Raw genomic sequence first — 22343 nt, forward strand, 5'->3', positions numbered from 1 at the left:
GGCAGCGGTTCCGGGCTACGCCCTCCACCGCTGCCGCAACGCCAGTACTCTCATCCTGATTGACGCGCTGCTCTCATCTTGTTTGACGCGCGGCAGACTGGACCGACCGAGGGAAGTCCAAGAGAGCGTAGATACCGGTTTGGCAGTGCGAGACGCCGCGCAGGCCGAGGTAAGCCCAACCGCCTTCACCACACACCTGCCAGATCTACCAACCAGCCCTTGATGGTTGTGGACTTCCCGATCATTTGCTCGCTCGTCCGGCTGGGTAGGCCTCGTATCTGGTTTCTGTTCGTCAGGTCGTGGCTTTGCTACACGCTTCCTTCAGACCCCGCCTCGCGACGACGCCCTTGCGTTTCGCTAGCCCTTCGCCACCATCAGGCTGGGCAGGGGACTTTCACCCCGAAGCTGTTGCGCATGCTCGGCACACAAAAAAGCCCGCGCGTCTATCGACGCACGGGCTCGTTACCAGGAAACTGAATCAACGTGAAAAGCGAGGCGGAACTGATCGCCGCTAGCAAGCGTTGCGCGCAGAGTCGCCGACGCCATCCAGCGGTTCATTTCAGCCGTACAGTTCGCAATCGTATTGGAGACTCCCGCCTGTCGTGCTTTCATTCACGCAGCGAAGTCGGCCGCCATCGAGTCCACACTGGCCACCCAGTCATACATCTTCACGCGCTCCAGCGCTTGTCCCTTCACACCGAACAGATGAAGCTTTGCGCCGAGCGGAAGATGACCTTCCAGGCCTTCGAGAATCGCGAGCAGGCCGTGATGCGGATCAGTAAGATGCCGCCGACAGACCGAACCGAGTCCGATAAGCGCTGGCGGTGAAACCCACGGCATCCAACGCTCCCACACGTGCATCATCAGGTCGATGCTCCGGCGGTAATCGCCAACCGACCAGCCCTGCGCCACTGGTACGGGGATACGAACCATGTTCTGTACGGCATTCGCATTCATTGTCCGGGCCAGCTGCTCCTGCCACGCATACACGACGCGAAGCATGCCTTCGAGCAGCGTCGCCGTCGCGTTCACCCGATAGTCGATCGCCTGCTGATCGACGGCCAGCTCCGGCTCACAGCAAAGGTCGGGTTGCGCGACCCATGCCGCCCCGGAGAACGAGGCCAGTTCAACAAACTGTTCCATCGTCCACGGATAGACGCCGGCAATTCCGGACTGCTGACCCTTCGACTGGAACAGCTTCATTGCGGTAAAGCCCGCGCTGTCCAGCGCAAAATCGACCTCCGTCAGATCGGTTGCTTGAGGAATTCGGAAGCGTCCTGCCTTCGGGTTCCAGAAGGCAGACGCGGACACCATACCGGCGAATCCCTCATTGAAGGCATGAAACGCCAGCTTGCCGCCACTATGCGGAATCCCGCCGCGGATCAACAGGCCGTCATCGACGTGCGCATTGAGTTGCGACATGGGCATTCGGCTGACGTGTGATTCACGTTGCATAAACGTGCTCCAGTACAAGCGCGGAGCAGCCCATGCGGGCCGCCCCGCATGGGTGAGAAAGAAGACCGCTTACGCGGCCAACGGAAAGAGATGCATCTGTTGCCCTTCGATGCCGCGCATCTGCGCGTCACTGATGGCGTTGTCGACAAGGTGCCGATCGAGCTCGGCCGGTGTGAGATTCAGCCGCTCAGCGAGACGCGCGAAATACTGCCCGCGCGTGGCAATGTCCTGATAGCGTTGTGACGCGCCAACAGGAAGCGTCAGCATCGTCTCGTTGAGCCAGAAACGTGCTGATTCGATTGCCGCATACCCTTGAACTCGCGCATACCACGCGTGATCAAATGCGCAGGTTACGAACTCACACGCCCGCGAAGCATCCACGTCGAGTTGATCGCTCTCCTCGAAGTAGACGGTGCGTTCGCCGCTCGTCGTCTGCGCATACGCGGATAGCCGTTCCGGATGTCGATACGGATTCCACTGTTCGGCCGCATAGTCGCGCAACCCGTCGGTCGGTGCTTCTGCATCAAAGCCGCCGACCCGATACCAGCCATGCAATGGAATCGGGACTTTCGGGAATACCTCTACCTGTGGGACGCGATAGCGAAACCCGAGGCGATGCACTTCAAACCAGATGGATATTGCTGGAAACGCGTGCGGCGCGTAGTGATGCATCGACAGCATGAAATCGATCGCCACCAGTTGGGCGGGTGTGATCATTTCAAACTGTATCTCGCACAGCTCGCGATTTTCAGGTGTGTCAGGGATGCGACCGCTCGCGAGATCCGCATCGTGCTGCTCGGCGCGCTCCACTTCGAGTGCGTCGAGCGTCAGCAGGTACCGCAGCAGATTGATCCGCTCCTTGTACGAAAGCACATCAGGCTGAACCCGGATATAGCCGTTGTCGCTCAACGAGCGCCCCACCAGCTCGCGCCGGTCGAGATCCCATTGCGTCGCGAGCAGATAGTTCCGGAAATCGTTCAGGCCGGACATATACGCGTACTCCGGCTCGCGGACCATCGATTCGAGCGAGCGATCTCGCTCGCCCGCCACGCAGCAGAAAACGCAGCCAAACCGACTCCCGCACGCAGCACGCTGACCGTCCTCGCCGAGCACGACACCGCACATCCCATCGTTGGCCGCACGGTACAGATCCGAGAGGCGTTCGATGGTCCGTTGCGAGAAGGCACATGGGAAAGGCCGCTTCGCTTCATCAGCGAAGAGTGTGAGCATCGTCCAGACGTCGTCAGTGGTCCAGTCACACAGCGGTGACACGGCGAGCGCGCCGCGTGTATCGCGTACAGCCGCGTTTGCACTTTCACCGCGTTTGATCATGGCCGCGCCGCGGGCCGCGCTTTCGGCGAGCCTGGTACCCACGACGTTAATGATTTCCTTCACGCGGGCAGATGACGCCTCTTTTTCAAGACGCGCACGAAGCCTGCCTTGTGGCTGCAACTTCCAGGAATCTGCGCACGCCCTCATCCGCTTGCCGTCCCGCACGCCGTTTTCAGGCGTTCGGACCAGCGTGCCTCGCCCTATGGTGGAGACAACGAACTGAGAGGCGAGTGAAGGCTTTGTGATGTGGATCTCGACCGGCAGTCCACTATCCTCCACAAACATCGCGACCTCATCCAGCATCGCATGCAGGAAGTTCGCAGTGCTAAGGTTCTCAATGGTCGTATCTGACGACGTTATGTAGTGTCTGACGTCGGGCGCGACCTGCTTTGCGCGCCTGACTGCCTCAAGCATCAGCACCATCGCACACGTGCTGTCTTTGCCGCCGCTTACGCCTGCGGCCAGCACGTGGCCCTGCTCGATATAAGACTGCATCGACGCAATGGCGTTTTCCATCAAGGTATGAATGTCACGGTCCATCGTTCGCTCCGGAAAAGATGGGAGCGACCCTTTCGGGGATCGGCTCCCGAAAGGGTTAAAAAGTCATGCGTTCGTTACAAGGTCAGACCCAGACTCGCTGCCTGCGCCTCTTCAAGCGACTGATCGGCCGCTGCGAAAAGGTCAGGCTGCCGGGTCGCCCGGTCTAGCCGTGGTAACGCGTTGGAAAAGCGGCTTGGCCCGCTGCCGTCGAAACTGTCAGCGCCGGCGGCCGCACAGATGTGAATACGGCGGGCCGAGTTGACCCGCCCGACATGCAGATGGCAATTGCGTCGACGCGCGAGTAGCCCCCACGCTTCGGCTGTCGATTCCTTCCACTCGGTTGATCCGCCGATGAAGATTCCAACGACGGGCGAGAGGTATGGCGCGACGTCCTCCAGTTGCATCCCGTTCTGCACGGCGATGAGCAGTTGCGAGGGCATGCCTCGCAGACGCTCCATCCACCGCAATGAGAAGTCGAGAGAAGCGAGGCCGCCCTGCACGACATCGGGAAGGACGATCCAGTCAGCGCGCTCACCGAGCTTGTCGACGACCGCTAGGAACGCGGACTCGTCAAACGGTTCGCCTCGCTGGTAGGCGGTCCACGCGCCGTTGTCGATCGCGTAGCGCATGCCTTCGGTACGGTGTTCGCCCTTCGCCGAGACGAGGAGATGCCAGCCGGCAAGCGCCAGCGCATCAAGGTTGCGGCGCGTGCCAGTACGACTCGCATAGCCCACCATCGGTGGGCGGTGCATGATCAGACGCTCATCAACCTCGGGATCATCGTCAGCGCTGCCATCGACGCAGTAGTAATCGGCGTACGCCATTACCGCTTGCGACCAGCCCTGCTTCTCGCCACTTGCATACGGCGCCAGCCAGCGAGGTATTGCGGCCGCCGCGGACGGTGGTGCTGCATCAACCATACAAACTCCACAAGTGAATGCGGAGCGACCCCGGCGGGATCGCTTCCCGCGAGGTCATAGAAAAATAGCGAGGCTGTGTCGCCGTTAGCGGGCGCGGTACGGCTCGCCCTGCGACGTCACTGCCTTCCAGTCATCCAGATACGCTTTCGCAATCTCTGGATGGTTCGACAGCACCAGCACGTTTTCAGAATTCACGCGCGCGGCCGCCTGGCTGTAGTTATACGAACCGGTCTCGACCGTCGCGTTGTCCACTACCAGGAACTTGCTGTGCTGGATTGGAAATGCGCGAACGACAATGACCGGCACGCCTGCATACGCGAGTGCGCCCATTGCGGCCGCAGCTCTTCCACTACGGTCTTCGTCGACGTTGCTGCGGTAGTCGACAGTGACTGCCACGTCCACACCGCGCCGCTTCGCATCGAGCAATGCTCTAACGACTGGCGGCGCAGTGAACGAGTAGGCCATCATTCGTATCGACTGCCGTGCGCCGTGGATGGTTTGCAGCACGAGCTGCTCCGCACCTCCGTCCGGCGAAAAGGGGACCTGTACATCATTTGTCGCGCTGAAAGCGGGTTGCGTCCATAGCAGGCCAGCGCCCGCTACCAGCGCGCCGGCCACCGTCGCAATGACAATCTGCTTTTTCATGGGAAGCTCCGTTGGTTTACCGGAAAAAGCCCCGCCCCCTGTAAGGGGCGCCGAGGCGTTTCAATGCCCGCTCAGGTGCAGGTTTTGGGATGGCTGACCGGATATGTGATCAGCCTGCCGTCCGGACAAACGCGAAAGTCACCAGGCTCGCCTCGCGGGGCATGAACGACAATCGCGGGACGCGCGCTTACTGCGTGCGCCTGTGGCTGCGTAGTACAGGCGCAGAGCGACGAAGAGCCTGCTGCCACCAGCAGCAAAAGTAATTATTCATCGTGGTTTCTCGAGAAAGGGGAAGGTGCTCCGCTTACGCGGTGCGCAGATCAGAAGGGTCGGCCGTCTGGACAGTGACCCACTCATCGACAAGAACGTCACGCAACAGCGAGCCGTTCAGGACATAGAGGTGAGTGTTTCCAGACCGAGGCACGGCAGGACGAACCGACACCGTCACCGTTTCGGTACGGGTTCGGGAATTTCGATTGATTGACATGGCGTTTCTCGTTAGGGAAAAGGCGAGAAACGCCCTGTGGGGGCGTTCCCCACAGGGTTAAAAAAAGTTGCGTCACGCGGCCAGTGCCTGAACGTCGATCACGGCGTCGGCCTCGCTGACGAGGTCGGGCGTTTGCGAGATGAAAAACTCCCGCTCATACCCGCCCTGCTTCAGCACCTCCCGCTTCATCCGCATGAACTGCAGCTTGCGCTGCGGATCGAGCGGACCATCGGACTCGTCACTGAAAAGCGTCTGGTAAGGCTGACCAGTGTTCTGCGCCTGATAGAGCGCAATGCCACGTGTCAGACACTCGTTGATCCAGACCTTCTGGCCACCGGACATCACCGACACCGACTTGGTGCTATCGGCTTCGGCGTCATGCACAAGAATCTCGAAACCCTCCCGCAGTTCGCCATTTGCTAGCGCGCGCTGCGTGCGGATCTCGACCGTGAAGCGTGTGCCGTAACAGGCAAGCAGCAGCCTGTTGACGGTGTCAGCCAGTGCGGGACCCGCGTCGTCGATCGTCAACGCAATGACGCCGTCGTTGCCGAGCCCTTTCGCAAGCAGCTTCCACTGCGCAATTTCATCGGAGAGCCGGTCGGCGCGCCGCTGCGTAGCAGAGAACCCGTTCAGGTCTGCATCCAGTCCGTTGGCCTCAGCCTGTAGCACTGTCTGGGCGCGGATCGCACCTTCGATCCTGCCCTCGAGCGCAGCGACTGCTTCGCGATTTGCGGACAGCTTCCGGTCGGTCTCTGCAATTGCGGCCGTCACATCGACGGCTGCAAGCTGCTTCGATTCCTGCTGGATTCTGGCCATCTCCGCCGTCATACGCGCCTTTTCAGACTCGTATCGGGCAGCTCGCGCAGCCGCTTCTTCCGTGACGTCCCTAAGTTCCACGTTCGCAGATTCGAGGCCCGTCGCAGCAGCATCAAGGAGTGGCTTGCTGGCAGCGAGTTCAGTCGCCGCCTGCAGATCACGTCGAGCGTCGCTCAGGGTGCGGGTCAACACAGCAAGTTCGCCGCGTTTTGCCGCAAGCTCCGCGACAACAGGAGCCAGCAGGTCGGCCTGCGCTTTCTTTTCGCGGTACTGCGCACGAAGTTCGGCCACCGACACGCGTTGCTCTTCTGCCTGCGATCTAGCCTGCAGCGCCTGACTGAGCAACGGACACGTGGCATGCATCGCATGCCCCACGCACGGCACCTGGTCGACGACTGCAGCCTGCTTCGTCAACGTCTCGAAGTGGGCGGCTTTCGTCTGACCCTGCGTCATGAGGCCCGAAAGCGCGGTCTGAAGCGTCGCATGACTGACCTGCTTCGCTTCCAGATCGGCGATCACACGCTGCAGAGGCTCCAGCTTTGCCTCCTCGCGACCGATTAACAGTTGCGCTGCATCGCGCTTCGCCGCCGCTCCCAGAATCGCTTCCTTGCGGGCAAGCGTCGCCTGATGAGTCGTCACCGTCTGCTTCACGACATTCACGCGCTGCTGGGTCCGAGCGGCTGCTGCCCGCTCATCGCCATCGAGCGTTTGCACGCCCTTGACCAGTTCTTGCGCGCGGACCGACAGTTCGCGCAGACGAGCTTCGGCAGTTGCCGATTCGCCCGCCTTCGCGGCCAGCGTCGCACGCTCCTGAGTCAGCTTCGCAGCTTCCTCGAGCTTCAGATCGCGTTGTGCACGCGTATCGCGTAGAAGTTCGCCCTGTGCAAGCACGGAGCGTTCGACATCCGCCTTACGCTGCCGCTTGCCCGCGAGTGCAGTCAGGTCCGTCTGGATTTCATCGAGCGCACGGCCAAGAATCTTCGCGACGTCGCCGGCTTTCGCCGACAGCGCCTTCAGGTGTTCAATGCCGAGCATCTCCGCGAGCAGCGTCTTGATCTCTCCCGCGCCATACGACGCGAGCGGCCGTCGGTTCTGCGCGGAGAAGACACTGGTGAAAAAGCTTTGAAGCGAGCCGTTGATGGCTTCGACACAGCGGTTATATGTCGCCGCCTTGCCGTCCGACACTGTGCCGTCGGGCAAAGTAACGGGATGCCACGCGCCGTCCGATCCACGCCATGCAAGGTAGTACTCCGCCTTGCCTGTCTTGCCGGGCTTCCTGAACGAAAACGTCGAACGGTAACGGATACCGTCGTGCTCCCACTCAAGTTCCTTAAGCGCACTGGTGCCACAGATGTGGTCCCAATACGAAAAGGCATCGACCGAAAGCATCGAGGCATGCGACGGCATGATCGGATACGGATGCAGGTTATCCATGATCGTTGTCTTGCCCGCCCCGTTAGGGCCGACAAGCGCGAGCAGGCCTTCCGGCAACGACTCCAGATCGAGTGTGACGCTCTCGCGCCTCATCCCGTCACGAACGCCGTAAAAGCCTTCGAGCGTCAGTTTCAGAGGCCGCATGACGACACCTCCATCGGTTCGGACATTGCTGCCATGCGCGAATAGAAGGCGACATCGTCATCGTCGGGAAAAGGCTCGACCATCGGGTCGACTCTCTCTGCAACCGCCACAGGCGCATGAAGCTTGCCTGCGATTGCTGCCTCGACTTTTTCACAGGCCCGGGCAAATTCGCGGCGGGCACACGTGAGAAGTTCGTCCCACCCGACATAGCCGGTCAGGGTGCGAATCTCCATCGGGGACCATTGCGTCGCCATGCCCATGTGATAAGACCAGAGCAGATGCTGCATTTCGACGGCAGCCGTGACAACGACCTGATTCCATCCAGGCGTCGTCGCACGAAGGACGAGCATCGGGCCGGACTGCGCAAGCACTGCTCCGCGATCCTTCCCAAAGGGTTGGTGAAGAATTGCGGGCGTGAAGCCGGCATGGTCGACGAGTGACTTCTGGATGTCGCGTTCGTCCTGATCGTCCAGGGCGAACACGCGAACCCACTCAGAGCCAGCAGGATATAGACCAAACATGATTGCACTCCGTAAGTAACGGGCGGAGTGCGCCCCGTTAGGGATCGCTCCCCGCCAGGGTAAAAAAAATGAAACTGCTGAGAAAGGTGAAGCAACGACTACATCGATGCGTCGTAGGACGCGGTGAAACCTCGTTTCGATAGCTGCGATAGCTATCGGAACAGGGCTACTGTTCCACTGCAGGAGAGCCATACCGGCCTCTCCCGCATTCGGGCAGCAAACTACGCTGCAAACAGATCATCTTCGAGCCACGACTTCTGCGCTGCGGGCACGACCTCGACCGTCGCATCAGGCACCGTATCGCTTTCCGATGAAGAGACTGGCTCAGGCAGCGACGCCACAGCACCGTCGCCAATAGCAGCACTGCCTACATCATCGTCTGTCAGGCCGGCAAGCACCGCGGCAGCAATCGCCTCCGGATAGCCGGACTCGAGCAACCGGAACCGCTCAACGATCGGCGCAGCTTCAACGTTCGCATGCTCGGCCCACCGTTCGATCTTGCGGTCGACCGTCGGCTCGATACTGATGCCCTGCGATCGCGAGCGAACGACCGGCAGGATGCGCGGCTCGAGCTTGAGAGCCGACGCGCCAGCGAACAGCGCTTCGATTGCGTCCCGGTCTACCGATTGACGATGCTCCTCGTCCACCTGCCAACGAACACGAACGAACTTGTCGCCCGCCTCAGCAGCAATGGCAGCGAGTCGCTCCATGTCCGGAGGGCCGTCGAAGTCAACGCAGACCGTCTCCCGCGCCGGCGTTGGAACAAGCAACGCTCTCGCGTTCCCCGTCTCAACGTCCCACGCCAGATAGCCTTTGTCACCTTCCTCGCCGTAGTGAAACCGGCCAGGGGAACCCGCATAGGCAACAACACGGCCACCGCGCTCCCACTGCTGCGACTTGTGAATGTGGCCCAGCATGAAGGCATCGCATTCGGCCTCGAACAATGCACCGAGTGAAAACTCATGATCGAAGCCCGCCATCGTGACGCCGTGCTCAGTCGTGCAACCGTTGACCGTGCCGTGCGACACACCGACCGTTCGAATGCCTGCTGCCCGAAGCCGTGCATTGATGCGCCCAGCCGCTGCCAGATAGTCACCCAGCACCGCCTCAAGCCCGGTTGCTGCATTCTTCGCGCCGACCGCGGCCGCCAGTTGCCCCTTGTTGATGGAGGGCAAACAGGTGAACACAACGTCGGCGCCAAGCTTCAGCACGCTCGCAAGCTCCTCGTCGTTGAAGACAGGGCCTGCGGATTCGAAGAAACGCCCCTCGAATAGGCTGACCTGCTGCACGCGCTCCGCAATGAAAACCGGGTGAGTGGTTCCCATCAGCGCGAAGTTACGCAGCGTGCCGGGCGGCTCATGCGAAAACGTGCCTTGCAGCATAAGAACCGGCATACCGAGCGACAGACGGTTGATGTTTGTCGCCAACCGGTTTAGCGCCGGCGCATGTGCATCGAGCCTATGGTCTGTCGAGTCGCCGGAGATCACTGCGACATCCATGCAGCGATTGAGCGCGTCATCGACCGCGTACGAGAAACACCGGTCGGCCTCATCGAGGTTTTCCGGCGAGTAATGCAGGTCAGAGATGTGAGCGATTTTCACGTCGCCTCCTGAAAAAGAAAAAGGCCGCCCGTGGGCAGCCTCAATGGATGGTGGTGCGCCAAGTGGCGCAGTTGAAAAAGTCAGCGGGACAGGGTGTCACGCACCTTCATCAGCGTTATGCCGAGCAGGTTCGTTCCACGCCAGTACGCCTTGTCGAGAATCAGCGGGTCGCGCTCGCCCAGTCCCACGCCCCAGATACGGTCGTAAGGACTGGCTTCGACGAGCTCGGTCGGTGCCGTCGCCAGAAGCAGCGAGCGCAATCCCGGGTTCTGGGCAAACTTCTCCCGGCACCCGACATAAACGATCGACTCGCGCTTGCCTTCCCACGTCGCAAGGTCGAAACCTTTCACGCCCCGTCCGATCGCCTTCTGATCTTTGGGATGACGCGCCGCGAGGATTTCTGCCGCTGCGTTCTCATCGCCAAACAGCTTGGCTTTGGAAAACATCATGAAGTGTTCTACCGAGGTGAAGTCCACGCCGTGATAACTGAACCGGCACGGATGCCAGTTGCTCAGCGCGTCATCAGCGCCGAAAAACAGCGTGAAGTTGTCTACCTTGCGCATCGCTGAATGCTCCTAGAAGACTGTGATGCGGCCGTCACCCTCTCCCCAGTTGATCTGCAGCTTCGCAGGTACGGGTTCGATAAACGACGTGCTCATGCACTGCTGACATTGGACAACGATCCGCTGCGTTCGATCCGCAGTGAAGACCTTGAACAGGTCTCCACCACAGCCACCGCAACGCATCTCCTGCAGACCCGTCAGGGCGCTCAGATCGTTCGACATAACGTTGATACTCCATCAAGACAGGAAAATGATCCGCCGTCAGGCGGAAGGATTCGATGCGCAGGGATGCGCGGTCGAAAACACTTGAGCAAGTGTCGCTTGCTGAAGGGTTCTCGATACGCGAAAGTGAAGAAAGGAACGACCAGCCCCGAAGGGGCCGGTCCAAGGTTAGACGTAGGTCTTTGCCTGCAAGATCTCGTCATCAAGCGCAGCGCGATCGTCGAGCGCTGCCGTGAGGCGTGCGTTCATCTGATCAACGTCTGCCGGTCTTTCCGCCCAGCCGCGCCCGAATCTGACGTGCGCGAAGCGGCGGAAATCCTGCTGACGATCCGGCTGGCTGAGCCCCAGGCGGTTAAGCAGGTCGGACATGCGGTGACGCTTGTCTTCAAGCGACTCGCCCTCTTCGGGCTCGCCACCGCCATCGGCACCTGCGCTGCTTGCGCCGACCGTTTCGCCCTGCATCTGCGCAACGGTCCCGGAGCCTGCCTCTGTCATGGCCTGCGACAGGACCTCGACATTGCCACCGGCTTCGATCAGGGCAACTGCACGGCTCGCCGCTTCGAGCGCTGGCTGCGGCTCATCGCCTGCATCCAGCAATGCCCCGAGATCGATATCCGCATCGAGCACGGTTAGCATCTGCTTCTGACGCACCGGCTGCCCGTTGTCGTCGATTCGCGTGATGTCGAACTCCTTCTTTGACAGCCAGAAGCGCGTGCCGGTCAGCCTGCCTCGCGCGAGCGAGACCGTCTGCATGGCGGAATACGCTTTCTGCAGGACATAAATCGAATTCGTTGGAAGTTCGATGAGTCCCAAGCCTTTCACGTCGGGAATTGCAAACACGAAGTTGGCGCTCAGGTTGCACTTGCGTTCCTGATACTGCGGACACACGTGCGGATCGCAGATTCCGTCGGGAATGTCGTCATCCTGACGCTGGATGACAAGGCGACCACCGAACGTCCGCCGCGCCCGCTTCGCACGCTCATCGCGCTCGACCGGTGCATACGTCTTGCAGTACCGCTCGCCGTCACGGCCATACTCCGAGAAATACTGCCGTCCTGTCGCCGTATAGGCCGCCATCTGATTAGGCACATTACGCAGCCAGTCGTCGAAGGCGAACATCACCGGGAAGCGGTGCAGCTTGAGGCCGTCGCCACGATCCTCTCCGTAGAGCTTCAGAATTTCATCGGCGGTGTCAGGATTCGAGAAGTCCGACCGTCTGCAGGTGAAATGCGCGACGTTTCTCGGAATCAGCGCATTGCGAAGATTCAGCTTCGATTCGATCACCTTTCCGATCGTCTCGTACGAGTCGCCGGCGGCCACCATTTCGTCGTACAGCTTCACGGCAGCCGGATTGCCCTGCGCGTTGCGTGTAAGAACCTTGATACCGGGCCGGATCTTGCCAATGATCGGCGGTCGGATTGCGCGCTCTTCGACCAGACTGCGAGGCGCGTTGTCGAACATCTGGACGACTGCATTCATGATGGTTTCCTTGCGAGAAAAAAGATGGCGTTCGTGCGTAGCGTGCTGGCCTGAGATTCGATCTCCCGGGCTGCGGCGCTACCGCGTCGTTCGCTGACATGGTGGATAAAGACAAAGCGCTGGGCGTCGCTGTACATCGCAACCTGCGCAATTTCACAGCGGCTGCGCCAGGCGTCGGATGACGTATCCGAAGCGGCACGCTCGTTATCGATCTGATGCTTGATAGCCTCGGCAATACGCTCGTTGAGGCGGTCGGGCAACAACATAAACATCTCCAGTTGAGAAAGGCCCATCCGGAATGGATGGACGAAAAAAAAGCCCGCTCCGGTCAGGGAGCGAGCTTCGTGAATAGGGGATAGATGTGACCTACGCGCCACGTCCCTTCTGGGGACGTGGCGTGCAGGGAGCGGCACCGGAAAGCCGGAGCGCTCTGTCAGAGGACGTAAAGTCGTCCTCGCGCAGCATGGTCACGCTGCGCAACAGCCCATTTTCGGAAAATACATTCCGCCGCAGGAATCACGGATCAGCCAACTTCGATCGTTCTACCCAGATCAGGCTCTGGAGAGAGAACACCCGAAAACCTGGGCTCGAACGATGTACCGGCGCAAATGAATGCAGGCCAGGGTACGAGTATCACAGCTGAAATAGGGGAATCTGTAGCGGGCAGATTCAGCACAAGAAGATATCCACACCGGTAGCTATCCGGTCGGAGCATGCCCAAAGGCACGACTTGGAGAAAGAAGATGGACTCCGGGCTTGGAGTCGAGTCGATGCGTCAGAGACGCGGGGAATGGATTGAAGTATCCGGGCAAATGACAGGCGTAGGCGTCTGAAAGCTCGCGAAATTGATATAGCTTTTGCCCGCTTGACTCATCGGTGTTCAGTGAGAATTTATGTGAGAGAGAACACATACACCGAGAACACGTTATGTCTGGCTTCGATACGGAAAAGCCCGAGGCGGTTGATCCAGAACGGCTGATTTCCCCTTCCACTGCGACTGAGCCGGTCTCCGGCGTCCTGCGCCCCATCAAGCGCCTCACCAGCGATGACCGCCTCGCACGCATCCATCCTGAGACGCTGGCAAAAACCGAGTTGCTGTACTACTCCGATTTTGCCCGCACCTTTGTCCGCTCCGACTACAACTTCTGCGCGGCAAAGATGACGGTTGCGCGCGGCGGCAAGCTCCTCGCACTGGAAGCGGAGTTCCACACGGCGGAAACCTTCTTCCGCAAGGCACTCGCCTGGGCGAACCGGCTGCACGGTCGGCGCACCGGTCTTGAGCCCGAGCGCGTCACACTCGAAATCAAGCACCCCTTGTCGGGACGCCTCGTTCGCCTGCTCACGATTTATGACCGGCTTTTCCTCAAGACGATGGAAGCCCTCGCTGGCCGCTCGGTCATGGCGCACGAACGCAAGGCTGCGCTTGACGCCGCAGCCGCGCGCCTCAAGCAGATTCCCCAGTTGTGTATTCCGGACAACGACCGGTATGCCCCCGAAGGCGTCCTGCTTCCCGACTCCGACGACACCCACTGAACCCCGCTAACTCCGCTCTGCCGGACCAGGTTTCTTGACTTCAAGCAGCCTCGGGCAGGCTGTAACCCAGACAACGAGAAGAGGCATCTTCATGGACATTCGCGAAATCCAGCGACTGCACGCTCAGTTCGCCCCGGACTCGATGGTCATCGACCTTCCCCGCCAGATTGCCGCCTTGCCCGGCCCTGGCGACGTATCAGCACCAGAGTCGTCCCGCGCACTGCACCAACGTATTGCGGGGATCGCGCCGCGCGCACGGCAGGCCACGATCGCCCTGGCCATTGCGGCTATGGTCGCGATGGCGGGCATGGGCGCAGCGTCGCTCTACAAAAATCTGGAAGCGAGCCACGGCACGGCAACGACAGCTCCGACGACAGCGGAGGTCGCCAGCCGAAAAGGCGATGCTCTTAACGCGGCTCCGGCGAATCAGGAAGCCCCGGCTTACCGGGAGGTCAATGCGACACCCCCTCACCCTGTTAGTGCCGCGCCCGCACTAAGCGCGAGCGACTTTGCTTCAGCACGCTCACTTGGCCTGACAGCCGACCAGTTCCGCGATTCGCTGAAAGCACCGGCGCGCAGCGCGCAGGCCGCCACGGTAGGCACCACGCCCGCGCTGACGAGCGAAGCGCAGCTCGCAGCGGTTTCGCCAATCCATCGTGCGGGGTCGAGCAGAGAGGCAACCGCGGCCGCGCAGCAACCGGCGAGCCCTTCACCGGCCGCACCTGCCCAGCCCGTAGCGGTCGCGAGGCCGGTCGTGCCCGTGCAGAGCGCGACGCAGCCAGCGCAGGCGGCGGCCACAACAGCACAAGCGCCAGCCACCGCTGCTCAGACGGCACCGGCGTTGCAGCCGGCGCAGCAGCCTGCCGAAGCAGCCAAACCGGCGCGCGCCGCTCGCCATCACATCTCGCGCCCTCGCGCGGAGCAGAGCGCAGAGTCCAATACAGACGCCAGACCCTCGGCCGAAAACCGCGCCGGGTCTGCCGAAGTGAAGATGTTCTAGGAAGCCCCCCGACATGAAAAACGAACTTTCGATCACCCTTGTTTCCGCCGGCTGCACCATCAGCGGCGACATGATCGTCGATCACGGCATCAGCTATTTCGGCCTGCTCGACGGGGGCCTTATCTCGACGCAAGGCCTTCTGCACGTCGGCGACGGAGGTCTGATAAAGGGCAACGTCCAGGGCGACCACGTTCGTATCGACGGTCGCGTCGACGGCAACGTCCATGCGCGCGGCACTCTTGAAATCAACGGGCACGTCTCGGGCGACATCATGTACTGCGGCACCATCCGCCTAGGACCGCGCGCCGTGCTCAACGGCACGCTCAAGCGCGTGGCCCGCATGCTGACGGTCGAACCGGAAGCGAGCGAGAGCGCAAAGCCCGAGCTTGCAGCCACGTCCACCGCTGCGGCCACGCAGGAGCGCACCGAGTCGAACGTGACCGAGTTATCGCGCGCCAAGGCCTAAACCAAACCGACTGCTGGCAGCTACCAGTCCAGCGAACCCTTTACCACAAGCGCCAGGTTGAGAAGATCGCCACAAAGGTACGAAAAGATGAAGATAAGGAAAGTAATCAAATGGGCCGCGGTAGCCGTTTCCATTGCAATGCCTTTGACCGTGGTCAACATGGTCTCGGCCTATGTCGATAACGGCTCAGCTATGGCCCGAGCCTCACTCATTCAAACCGATGTTGTGCGGCTCGCCCTGCTCGCCGGCGACATACGCATTCTCCCACCCGCGGATGCATCGGCGCTTCTGGCCAGACACGGCCTGAACTCACCCGAAGCACTTCAGACGAAGATAGAGGTCGCGCAAGCCAGCTTTGCGCAAACGCGTGCCGACGTGGAAAACACATCGCGCCGCGTCTGGCGCGACACGGCAATTGGTTTTTTTGCGTAGCGATCACCAGCTGGCTCGCTGTGACCCTGGCTAACGTGCTGCCGCGCAAACGCCCAGACGACTTCGCCGCCGCAGCGTAACGACCGCCTCAGAACCGACGTGACTCACCACGCCGTCGACTGGGAAGCCGCAGCACAGGAAGCCGCTTTCGATGGGCTCTGTTTCTGCATGCTCAGCGACGGCCGCTTCATCAACCGGCAGGCGATGCCCGATGACACGCCGCACCGGAGCCGCTTCACTCTGACTGCCCAGTTCTTCGAGCAGCACATTGCTTCACTGATTCCCGAGCCGCATGCCTCGCGGCCATGACGGTCAACACCTGATTCACAATCGATACGGAGAACCACATGCAACCGATTCGCAAAGCACTTTTCGCAACGGCTATTGCCGCAGGATTCATCGCCAACGCTCAAGCGGCCGCGACGATTCAAACGCTGGACATCACCTGGTATAAGGCATTTCATTACACACAAGTGCGTAGGCGCCGAGAAAGTCGTTTACGGTCAATGACATAGCGGGGCGGGTTGTAAACTTCTTCGGAGTGGCGTTTACTCTTGCTTTTTGGTTGCGACACGATGTCGCTTGTAGAAGTTGTTCCCACGGAAACGGAGGGAACCTGCCGTGTCACCGGTGGAATCTAGGAGCCTGAATCAAGAGCGGCTCCGACAACGTAACGAAGCATCGTAAGGTGCGGGGTATCAATCGCGAGAGGCGTACCCTTCTGGCAGCCACGCGCCGGTGAAGTGCCAGATAGTCGGTAGGGTGAAAACATTTGAATCTGTGATAAAGATCGTGACGAGAAACAAGCGGAAGTGGCTACTACGCTTGCACCAAAACGGTAACGGAGGTGGGAACAGTGTCTTCAAAATACGCTTTCGTGACCCACATGCCTCCCGGTCAACAGCAGGCACCTAACCCGACGTACTTTTGCAAGTGGAACGTGGAAACCCCGTATCGCTCCCCTCGGGGACAGCAGGCTGCAAAGTCTGCCCATGGCGGTGCGGGCACAGGAACGGGGAAAAAGCGAACGCCGGCCTGTAATGGGACGGATAGAGGTTGCAACATCACCTCACGCGAAAGCGGGCAGACTTCCTCATGGTCTCTCCTCACCAGAGAGTTTCCAGAACCATCTTAGCGGAGGGAAAGCAAATGAGCGCTGCAACACAGGCGCGTGCACCCTCTGGCGTGACGTGGGACGGCATCAATTGGGCCAAAGTCCAACGGCACGTAAGAGAGCTGCAGACGCGTATGGTGAAGGCGTCACAGGCTGGCCGCCATAACAAGGTGAAAGCCTTGCAATGGCTGCTGACCCACTCGTTTAGCGGCAAGGCATTAGCTGTGAAACGAGTGACTGAAAATCAAGGCAGGAACACCCCCGGGATGGACAAGGTAACCTGGAAAACATCGGGGGCAAAGACCAACGCGATTGCGTCGTTGGAGAGGCGGGGCTACTCGCCACTTCCGCTTCGGAGAGTACTGATTCCGAAGAAAAACGGCAAGACGAGGCCGCTCGGTATTCCCGTGATGAAGTGCCGCGCGATGCAGGCGCTGCATTTGCTAGCGCTGGAACCGATTGCGGAAACCACCGCCGATCTGAACTCCTATGGGTTCAGGCCGGAGCGCTCAACGGCGGATGCCGGGGGACAGTGTTTCGTCTCGCTAGCAAAAAAGGCAAACGCAGAATGGGTGCTAGAGGCCGACATTCAAGGCTGTTTCGACAAAATCAGTCACGATTGGATGCTCGCCCATGTCCCGACGGACAAGGCGATCCTCGAGAAGTGGCTCAAGGCGGGATTCGTGTATCAGAACGAGCTCTTCCCGACTGAGGCAGGTGCCCCGCAAGGGGGAATTATCAGCCCTGTCTTAGCCAACATGACACTGGATGGTCTCGAAGCCAGACTGGCGGAGAAGTTTCCAAAGGCGAGACGAACAGGCCTGAAAATGAACATGGTGCGTTACGCGGACGACTTCGTCATTACTGGCCATTCGAAAGAGTGGCTGGAACAGCAGGTCAAGCCCGCAGTGGTTGAATTTCTGGCGGAACGTGGATTAGTCCTGTCCCCAGAGAAGACCAGAATAACGCACATCGGTGAGGGATTTGACTTCCTCGGATGGAACATCCGCAAGTACAACGGCAAGCTGCTGATGAAGCCGTCCAAAGCGAACGTCAAAGCGCACCTTGACAAAATCCGCGAAGTCATCAAGGCCAACCAGACGGCTAAACAGGCCAACCTGATAAGGCTGCTCAACCCGATATTGCGTGGATGGGCGAATTACCACAGCCATGTAGTCGCCAAGGCAACCTTTGCTCGCAATGACAGCCGAATTTGGTCAATGCTATGGAGATGGGCGGTACGACGGCACCCCAATAAAGGAGCCAGATGGGTCAAAGAGAAATACTTCAAGACCTGCGGTACCCGGAACTGGGTATTTACCGCCACAGAAAAACGAGAAGATGGAACAACTCGGGAGCTTACCCTGCTGCAAGAGTCGGACACGCCAATACAGCGGCATGTCAAGATCAAAGCCAACGCGAATCCGCACGACCCAGAATGGGAACAGTACTTCGAGTCCCGGTGGGGCAAGAAAATGCTGAAATCGTCGAGAGGCCGTGCGAAGCTTTACCGCGTCTGGCTCAGGCAGGACGGCCTGTGTCCTACCTGTCAGGAACCTATCACACAGGGCACCCCCTGGGATGTCCGGCACATTGTGAAAAGAACCGAAGGCGGATCGGACTCAGCGAGCAACCTCGAACTACACCATCCCAATTGCCGCAGAAATCCGTAGTACGCCAGAAATAGAGTTGTGACACCGGGTGCCGGGAGGTGCCTTCGTAGAGGCTTGAGCCGTGTGCGTCGAAAGAAGCATGCACGGTTCTTAGGGGGCCGGGCGCGGGTAACCGCGTCCGGCTACCCGGCGCAGCGCATGAAGCAAGAGGCAGCGGGATGGGCAGCGACAGAATTCAAGGACATCGACCTGGGCGACCAGCGTCTGAACAAGCGCGCCGTACTGCTCGCGCAGCGGCTCGCAGAGAAGCCGACGGCAAGCATACCCAACGCCTGCGGCGGCTGGGCGGAAACGGCCGCAGCGTACCGCTTTCTTGCTCAGGATGAACTGGACTGGCGCGATATTCTGGCGCCCCACTGGCAAAGCTCAGCGGAGCGGATGCGAGCTTGCGAAGTGGTGCTATGCATCCAGGACACAACGGAGTTGGACTTTAGCGGCCAGGCGATTACGGGCCTGGGGCCGCTGTCGTATGAGGCCCAACGCGGGATGTATCTGCACCCGACTTATGCGGTAACGCCATCGCGCGAGCCGCTGGGCGTGCTTGACGCCTTCATGTGGGCACGCGAACCCAAAGGCGCGGATGGAGTACGCCCGGGCCTCAAGGAAAGCATTCGCTGGATCGAAGGATATGAACGGGTTGCCGAACAGGCTGCGGTGCTGCCTGCCACGCGGCTCGTCTACGTGGCTGACCGGGAGTCGGACATCATGGCGTTGATGGTCAAGGCACGCGAGTTGGACAACCCGGCCGATTGGCTGCTGCGCTCGCAGCACAATCGCACCCTGCCTGAAAGCGGCAAATTGTGGAACAAGGTTACTGCGGGCAAGCCATTGGGCAGAATTCACTTTACGCTGGCAGCCCGTCAGGCTCAGCCGGCGCGCACGATCCGGCAGCAGGTGTGGGCGCAGCGTGTCGCGTTGCCTGATGCCGCAGGCGACGTGGTGAGCGTCACGTGTATCGTCGCCCGGGAGGTCGACCCACCGGCAGGCGTCAAGCCGGTTGAATGGCGGCTGCTGAGTAATCGCCAGGCGAACGACCTTGATGCGGCGGCGCAGCTTATTGACTGGTACCGGGCGCGTTGGGAGGTGGAACTATTCTTTCACGTACTCAAGAACGGCTGCCGGGTCGAGGCGTTGCAGCTCACATCGAAGGAACGGCTTGAGCGCGCCCTGGCACTGTTCATGGTGGTCGCGTGGCGCGTTGCGCGGCTGATGCGACTGGGCCGAACTTGCCCGGACCTGGATGCAGAACTTCTGTTCGAGCGCGATGAGTGGCGCGCGGCATTCATACTCAATAAAAAGAAACCACCCAGGACGTCACCGCGACTGAATGAGGCTGTGCGTCTGGTCGCCATGCTTGGCGGCTTCATGGCGCGCAAAGGCGATGGCGAACCCGGAGTCAAGACCATCTGGCAAGGTCTGCAGCGCGTGATGGATTTCGCCGCCGGACTCAGGTACGCACGAGAACTTGACGAATGAGTTGTGTGTAATCAAATGGGTATAAGGACGGAAAGGTGATCAACAAAGCGCAACATATCGTGAACGACGGCACTAGCCTGAAACCGTACCTGCAACAAGGCGGAAAGGAGGTTGGCTTCGCGAACTGCACGGTATATCGCACACAACGCTAATTGCGGCAGTCACAACCAAAACTATTGGGTGTGCAATGGGGAAGACGGTAGATTGGGGACAAGCAACTTCGTAGTTAAGCCGGGACAGGTAGAAGAACGGCATATACAACGTTACAGCACGATAAACGGCGCTTGCGACCCGGCCCTGCCAAAGCGAACGTGTCCTGCCGAATACTATGTTCCGCTCTCCCGCTGCGAATAAATGCCCAATCTTATAGCCGGCGCCGAGCCATGGAAATTGGGCCATGGATTATCTGGCTGCAGCAGTTCCAGATGCGACTGCGTATCAGGGCGGCTGACCCGATGAACTTGATGCTCGACGGCCTCGGGAACGCGGACCTGCAGGGAGTTCTACCAAGGGAACTGTCGGCGCTCTGTCGCGAGGCTGGCGCACCCGCGGCTGCCCGATTGGATGCACCGACAGGTTCAATGAAGCCGGCTCTCGCGCTAAGCCGGTCGCGCCGCGGTTTCGATCTGCGCCTCAGTGACAAACCGCGACGCGAAGTTCTTCGATGTCCCGGAAATCATTAGCGTTTCCCGCGCGCGCGTCATCGCGACGTAAAACAGCCGCCGCTCTTCTGGCTCAGTTGATTTGGCATCAGGGACGATGGTGTCTTCGGATCGCGCGATCCAGACATGATCCCACTCAAGCCCTTTCGAGCTATGCATCGTCGTCAGGACAAGCGCGTCTGTTGCGGGCTCGTTGTTATCCTGCCGGAGGAACAGCAGCCGCTCGGCGAACGATCCAGTCAGACGCGACAGCACGTCATACGTCGCCTGGATGGTGCGGACTCCGTTTTCCTTCTTCGTGTACTTGAGCATCCACTCGTTCACACCCGACAGCACCAACGAATAGAATTTCCGCTCGCATAGTCCCCGCCATTCGGCGAGCCGCTTCATGAACTCGCGGTAGTTCGTTGCGACGTCTTCCGGCATGCCCAGCTCGACCAGTTCGGCCCGGGGCTTCTGAACAAGCTCCGCGCCCATGTTCGCGTGCAGCGCACGCAAATGGTCGGCATGCAGTCCCGAATGCGCCAGCACGGCGTCAAGCCCCGTCGCCTTCACGCCTTCAATGATCTCCAGCAGATTGCAGAGCAACGCACCCTCAGGACGATTGAGAACCGATGCCCCCGACGCGCGGTGATACTTCACGCCATACGAACGGCAGACGGCCTCGAGCGGATCAAGGTTGCGGTTAGTCCGGGCGAGGACCGCGCACGTCTTGCCGTTTTGCAGTAACGGTGCAAGTGCCTCGATAGCCGCTTCCGCTTCCACGTACTCGTCGGCATGGCGGGATGCCTCGACCCGACCGCCGGCGCCCTTTTCAGCGCGGAGCACTTTCGGGATTCGGTCCGGATTGTTGCGGATCACCCGGTCAGCGGCCGCGAGGATCTCGGCGCGGCACCGATAGTTGCTCCCGAGCACGACCGGCTTGGCTTCGAATTCCTTGATGAAGGATTCCATGCCTCGATAGCCGAGTGCCTCGCGAAAAGCGTAGATGCTCTGATCGTCATCGCCTACCACTGTTACGACCGAGCCTGCTTTTGCGTGAAGCTCGATCCACCGATACTGCAGCGGGTCAGTATCCTGAAACTCGTCAACGAGCAGGTAAGTGAACGGATACGGCAGGATCGTGCCGTTCTGCATGCCTTCAACGGCGAGCCGCAGCATGTCCTGGAAATCGATCTTCCCGTTGCGGGCCAGCGCCTCCTGGTAGGCGTTGTACAACTGGCCGTCGGCGCTGTTGACGTCGCACCGGCCGAAATTAGTCTTGATCTTTTCGATCGTCGGGATGACGTCCTCGGCCTTTCCGTCGAGCCCGAGATCCTGCATGACGCGGATGAGCAGCCCGAGGCGGTCACCGTCGCTTGCGATGTCGGGCGGCCGTCCACCGGGACGCTGAAGCTGTTTGTAGGCGAGTGAATGGAACGTGCCCGCGACAAGGCGCGTCTTCACCGCCTTGCCCGCCACGTGGAGGATGCGCTCACGCAGCTCGATCGCCGCGTGTCTGGCGTCAACTAGAACTGCCACCGGCGACAACTAAAATTGCCGCCCTATGATGCTACTGCGGCCGGCGCCGTCGGCTTCGCGCCGGCCGCTTTTGCCCGGTAACTTTCGACTCCCATCAAGTCGAGCACGACGCTGTGATGCACCACTCGATCGATTGCCGCAAGCGTGGTCATCGGGTCCTTAAAGATTCGTTCCCATTCCGAGAATACGAGGTTTGTGGTGATGACGATGCTTTTGCGTTCATAGCGCTCAGCGAGCAAGGTGAACAACACTTCCATCTCATCGCGGTCGTGCTGGACGTAGCCGATGTCGTCCAGAATCAGACACT

The 22343-nt window shown here is 60.2% G+C and carries 21 protein-coding genes; 7 read left to right on the top strand and 14 right to left on the bottom strand.

Going from position 1 to position 22343, the window contains the following annotated elements:
• Positions 1 to 612: 612 nt before the first annotated feature.
• From BMW76_RS38360 to BMW76_RS38415, 12 genes are all read right to left on the bottom strand, one after another.
• A complete protein-coding gene (locus BMW76_RS38360) occupies positions 613 to 1455 on the bottom strand; it encodes a deazapurine DNA modification protein DpdA family protein (protein WP_245763566.1) in 843 nt (280 codons plus the stop codon).
• A gap of 69 nt (positions 1456 to 1524) precedes the next feature.
• Entirely contained in the window at positions 1525 to 3327 is a 1803-nt protein-coding gene (locus BMW76_RS38365; protein WP_090873932.1) for a phosphoadenosine phosphosulfate reductase domain-containing protein, read from the bottom strand.
• 74 nt (positions 3328 to 3401) lie between these two features.
• Positions 3402 to 4247, bottom strand: a complete 846-nt coding sequence (locus tag BMW76_RS38370; RefSeq protein ID WP_090873933.1) for a hypothetical protein — start codon at positions 4245 to 4247, stop codon at positions 3402 to 3404.
• Positions 4248 to 4331: 84 nt separating this feature from the next.
• Positions 4332 to 4892, bottom strand: coding sequence for a phospholipase D family nuclease (locus tag BMW76_RS38375; protein WP_090873934.1), 561 nt, complete (start codon positions 4890 to 4892; stop codon positions 4332 to 4334).
• A gap of 304 nt (positions 4893 to 5196) precedes the next feature.
• The gene (locus BMW76_RS41720) at positions 5197 to 5379 is read right to left on the bottom strand and encodes a hypothetical protein (RefSeq protein WP_090873935.1); all 183 of its coding nucleotides are present in this window, start codon (positions 5377 to 5379) and stop codon (positions 5197 to 5199) included.
• A 72-nt stretch (positions 5380 to 5451) separates the two neighbouring features.
• Positions 5452 to 7773, bottom strand: coding sequence for an AAA family ATPase (locus BMW76_RS38385; protein ID WP_090873936.1), 2322 nt, complete (start codon positions 7771 to 7773; stop codon positions 5452 to 5454).
• Positions 7761 to 8294, bottom strand: coding sequence for a hypothetical protein (locus tag BMW76_RS38390; protein ID WP_090873937.1), 534 nt, complete (start codon positions 8292 to 8294; stop codon positions 7761 to 7763). Before BMW76_RS38390 ends, BMW76_RS38385 begins: the two co-directional genes overlap by 13 nt.
• A 221-nt stretch (positions 8295 to 8515) precedes the next feature.
• On the bottom strand, positions 8516 to 9895 hold the full coding sequence (locus BMW76_RS38395) for a metallophosphoesterase family protein (protein WP_090873938.1): 1380 nt from the start codon (positions 9893 to 9895) through the stop codon (positions 8516 to 8518).
• Between the two features lie 80 nt (positions 9896 to 9975).
• Positions 9976 to 10458 (bottom strand): NADAR family protein, encoded by a 483-nt coding sequence (locus BMW76_RS38400; protein ID WP_090873939.1) that lies wholly within the window; start codon positions 10456 to 10458, stop codon positions 9976 to 9978.
• Positions 10459 to 10470: 12 nt separating this feature from the next.
• Positions 10471 to 10680 carry a hypothetical protein gene (locus BMW76_RS38405; RefSeq protein WP_090873940.1) on the bottom strand — a complete coding sequence of 70 codons (210 nt, stop codon included), beginning with the start codon at positions 10678 to 10680 and terminating at the stop codon, positions 10471 to 10473.
• Between the two features lie 168 nt (positions 10681 to 10848).
• Entirely contained in the window at positions 10849 to 12159 is a 1311-nt protein-coding gene (locus BMW76_RS38410; RefSeq protein WP_090873941.1) for a recombination directionality factor, read from the bottom strand.
• Positions 12156 to 12422, bottom strand: coding sequence for a DUF7696 family protein (locus tag BMW76_RS38415; RefSeq protein WP_090873949.1), 267 nt, complete (start codon positions 12420 to 12422; stop codon positions 12156 to 12158). The genes BMW76_RS38410 and BMW76_RS38415 overlap by 4 nt, the downstream gene beginning before the upstream one ends.
• Positions 12423 to 13086: 664 nt before the next feature.
• On the opposite strand from BMW76_RS38415, the gene BMW76_RS38420 reads away from it, so the two are divergent.
• The 7 genes from BMW76_RS38420 to BMW76_RS38445 all read left to right on the top strand — a co-directional run bounded on the left by BMW76_RS38420 (position 13087) and on the right by BMW76_RS38445 (position 19853).
• The gene (locus tag BMW76_RS38420; RefSeq protein ID WP_090873942.1) at positions 13087 to 13692 is read left to right on the top strand and encodes a DUF1845 domain-containing protein; all 606 of its coding nucleotides are present in this window, start codon (positions 13087 to 13089) and stop codon (positions 13690 to 13692) included.
• Between the two features lie 91 nt (positions 13693 to 13783).
• Positions 13784 to 14692 carry a hypothetical protein gene (locus BMW76_RS38425; protein ID WP_090873943.1) on the top strand — a complete coding sequence of 303 codons (909 nt, stop codon included), beginning with the start codon at positions 13784 to 13786 and terminating at the stop codon, positions 14690 to 14692.
• A 13-nt stretch (positions 14693 to 14705) separates the two neighbouring features.
• The gene (locus BMW76_RS38430; protein WP_090873944.1) at positions 14706 to 15158 is read left to right on the top strand and encodes a bactofilin family protein; all 453 of its coding nucleotides are present in this window, start codon (positions 14706 to 14708) and stop codon (positions 15156 to 15158) included.
• Between the two features lie 87 nt (positions 15159 to 15245).
• A complete protein-coding gene (locus tag BMW76_RS40840) occupies positions 15246 to 15590 on the top strand; it encodes a hypothetical protein (protein ID WP_143062442.1) in 345 nt (114 codons plus the stop codon).
• Positions 15591 to 15689: 99 nt separating this feature from the next.
• Complete coding sequence (locus BMW76_RS40845) at positions 15690 to 15899, top strand: hypothetical protein (protein ID WP_143062443.1); 210 nt, start codon at positions 15690 to 15692, stop codon at positions 15897 to 15899.
• Positions 15900 to 16739: 840 nt separating this feature from the next.
• Positions 16740 to 18377, top strand: coding sequence for a group II intron reverse transcriptase/maturase (ltrA, locus tag BMW76_RS38440; RefSeq protein WP_090873946.1), 1638 nt, complete (start codon positions 16740 to 16742; stop codon positions 18375 to 18377).
• A 138-nt stretch (positions 18378 to 18515) separates the two neighbouring features.
• Positions 18516 to 19853 (top strand): IS4 family transposase, encoded by a 1338-nt coding sequence (locus tag BMW76_RS38445; RefSeq protein WP_090873947.1) that lies wholly within the window; start codon positions 18516 to 18518, stop codon positions 19851 to 19853.
• A 599-nt stretch (positions 19854 to 20452) separates the two neighbouring features.
• On the opposite strand, the gene BMW76_RS38450 is transcribed toward BMW76_RS38445, so the two are convergent.
• The gene (locus BMW76_RS38450; protein ID WP_090873948.1) at positions 20453 to 22045 is read right to left on the bottom strand and encodes an ATP-dependent helicase; all 1593 of its coding nucleotides are present in this window, start codon (positions 22043 to 22045) and stop codon (positions 20453 to 20455) included.
• Positions 22046 to 22059: 14 nt separating this feature from the next.
• A partial coding sequence (locus BMW76_RS38455; RefSeq protein WP_177200622.1) for an ATP-binding protein occupies positions 22060 to 22343 on the bottom strand: 284 nt, incomplete at its 5' end.

Source organism: Paraburkholderia diazotrophica, from assembly GCF_900108945.1.
GTDB lineage: Bacteria > Pseudomonadota > Gammaproteobacteria > Burkholderiales > Burkholderiaceae > Paraburkholderia > Paraburkholderia diazotrophica.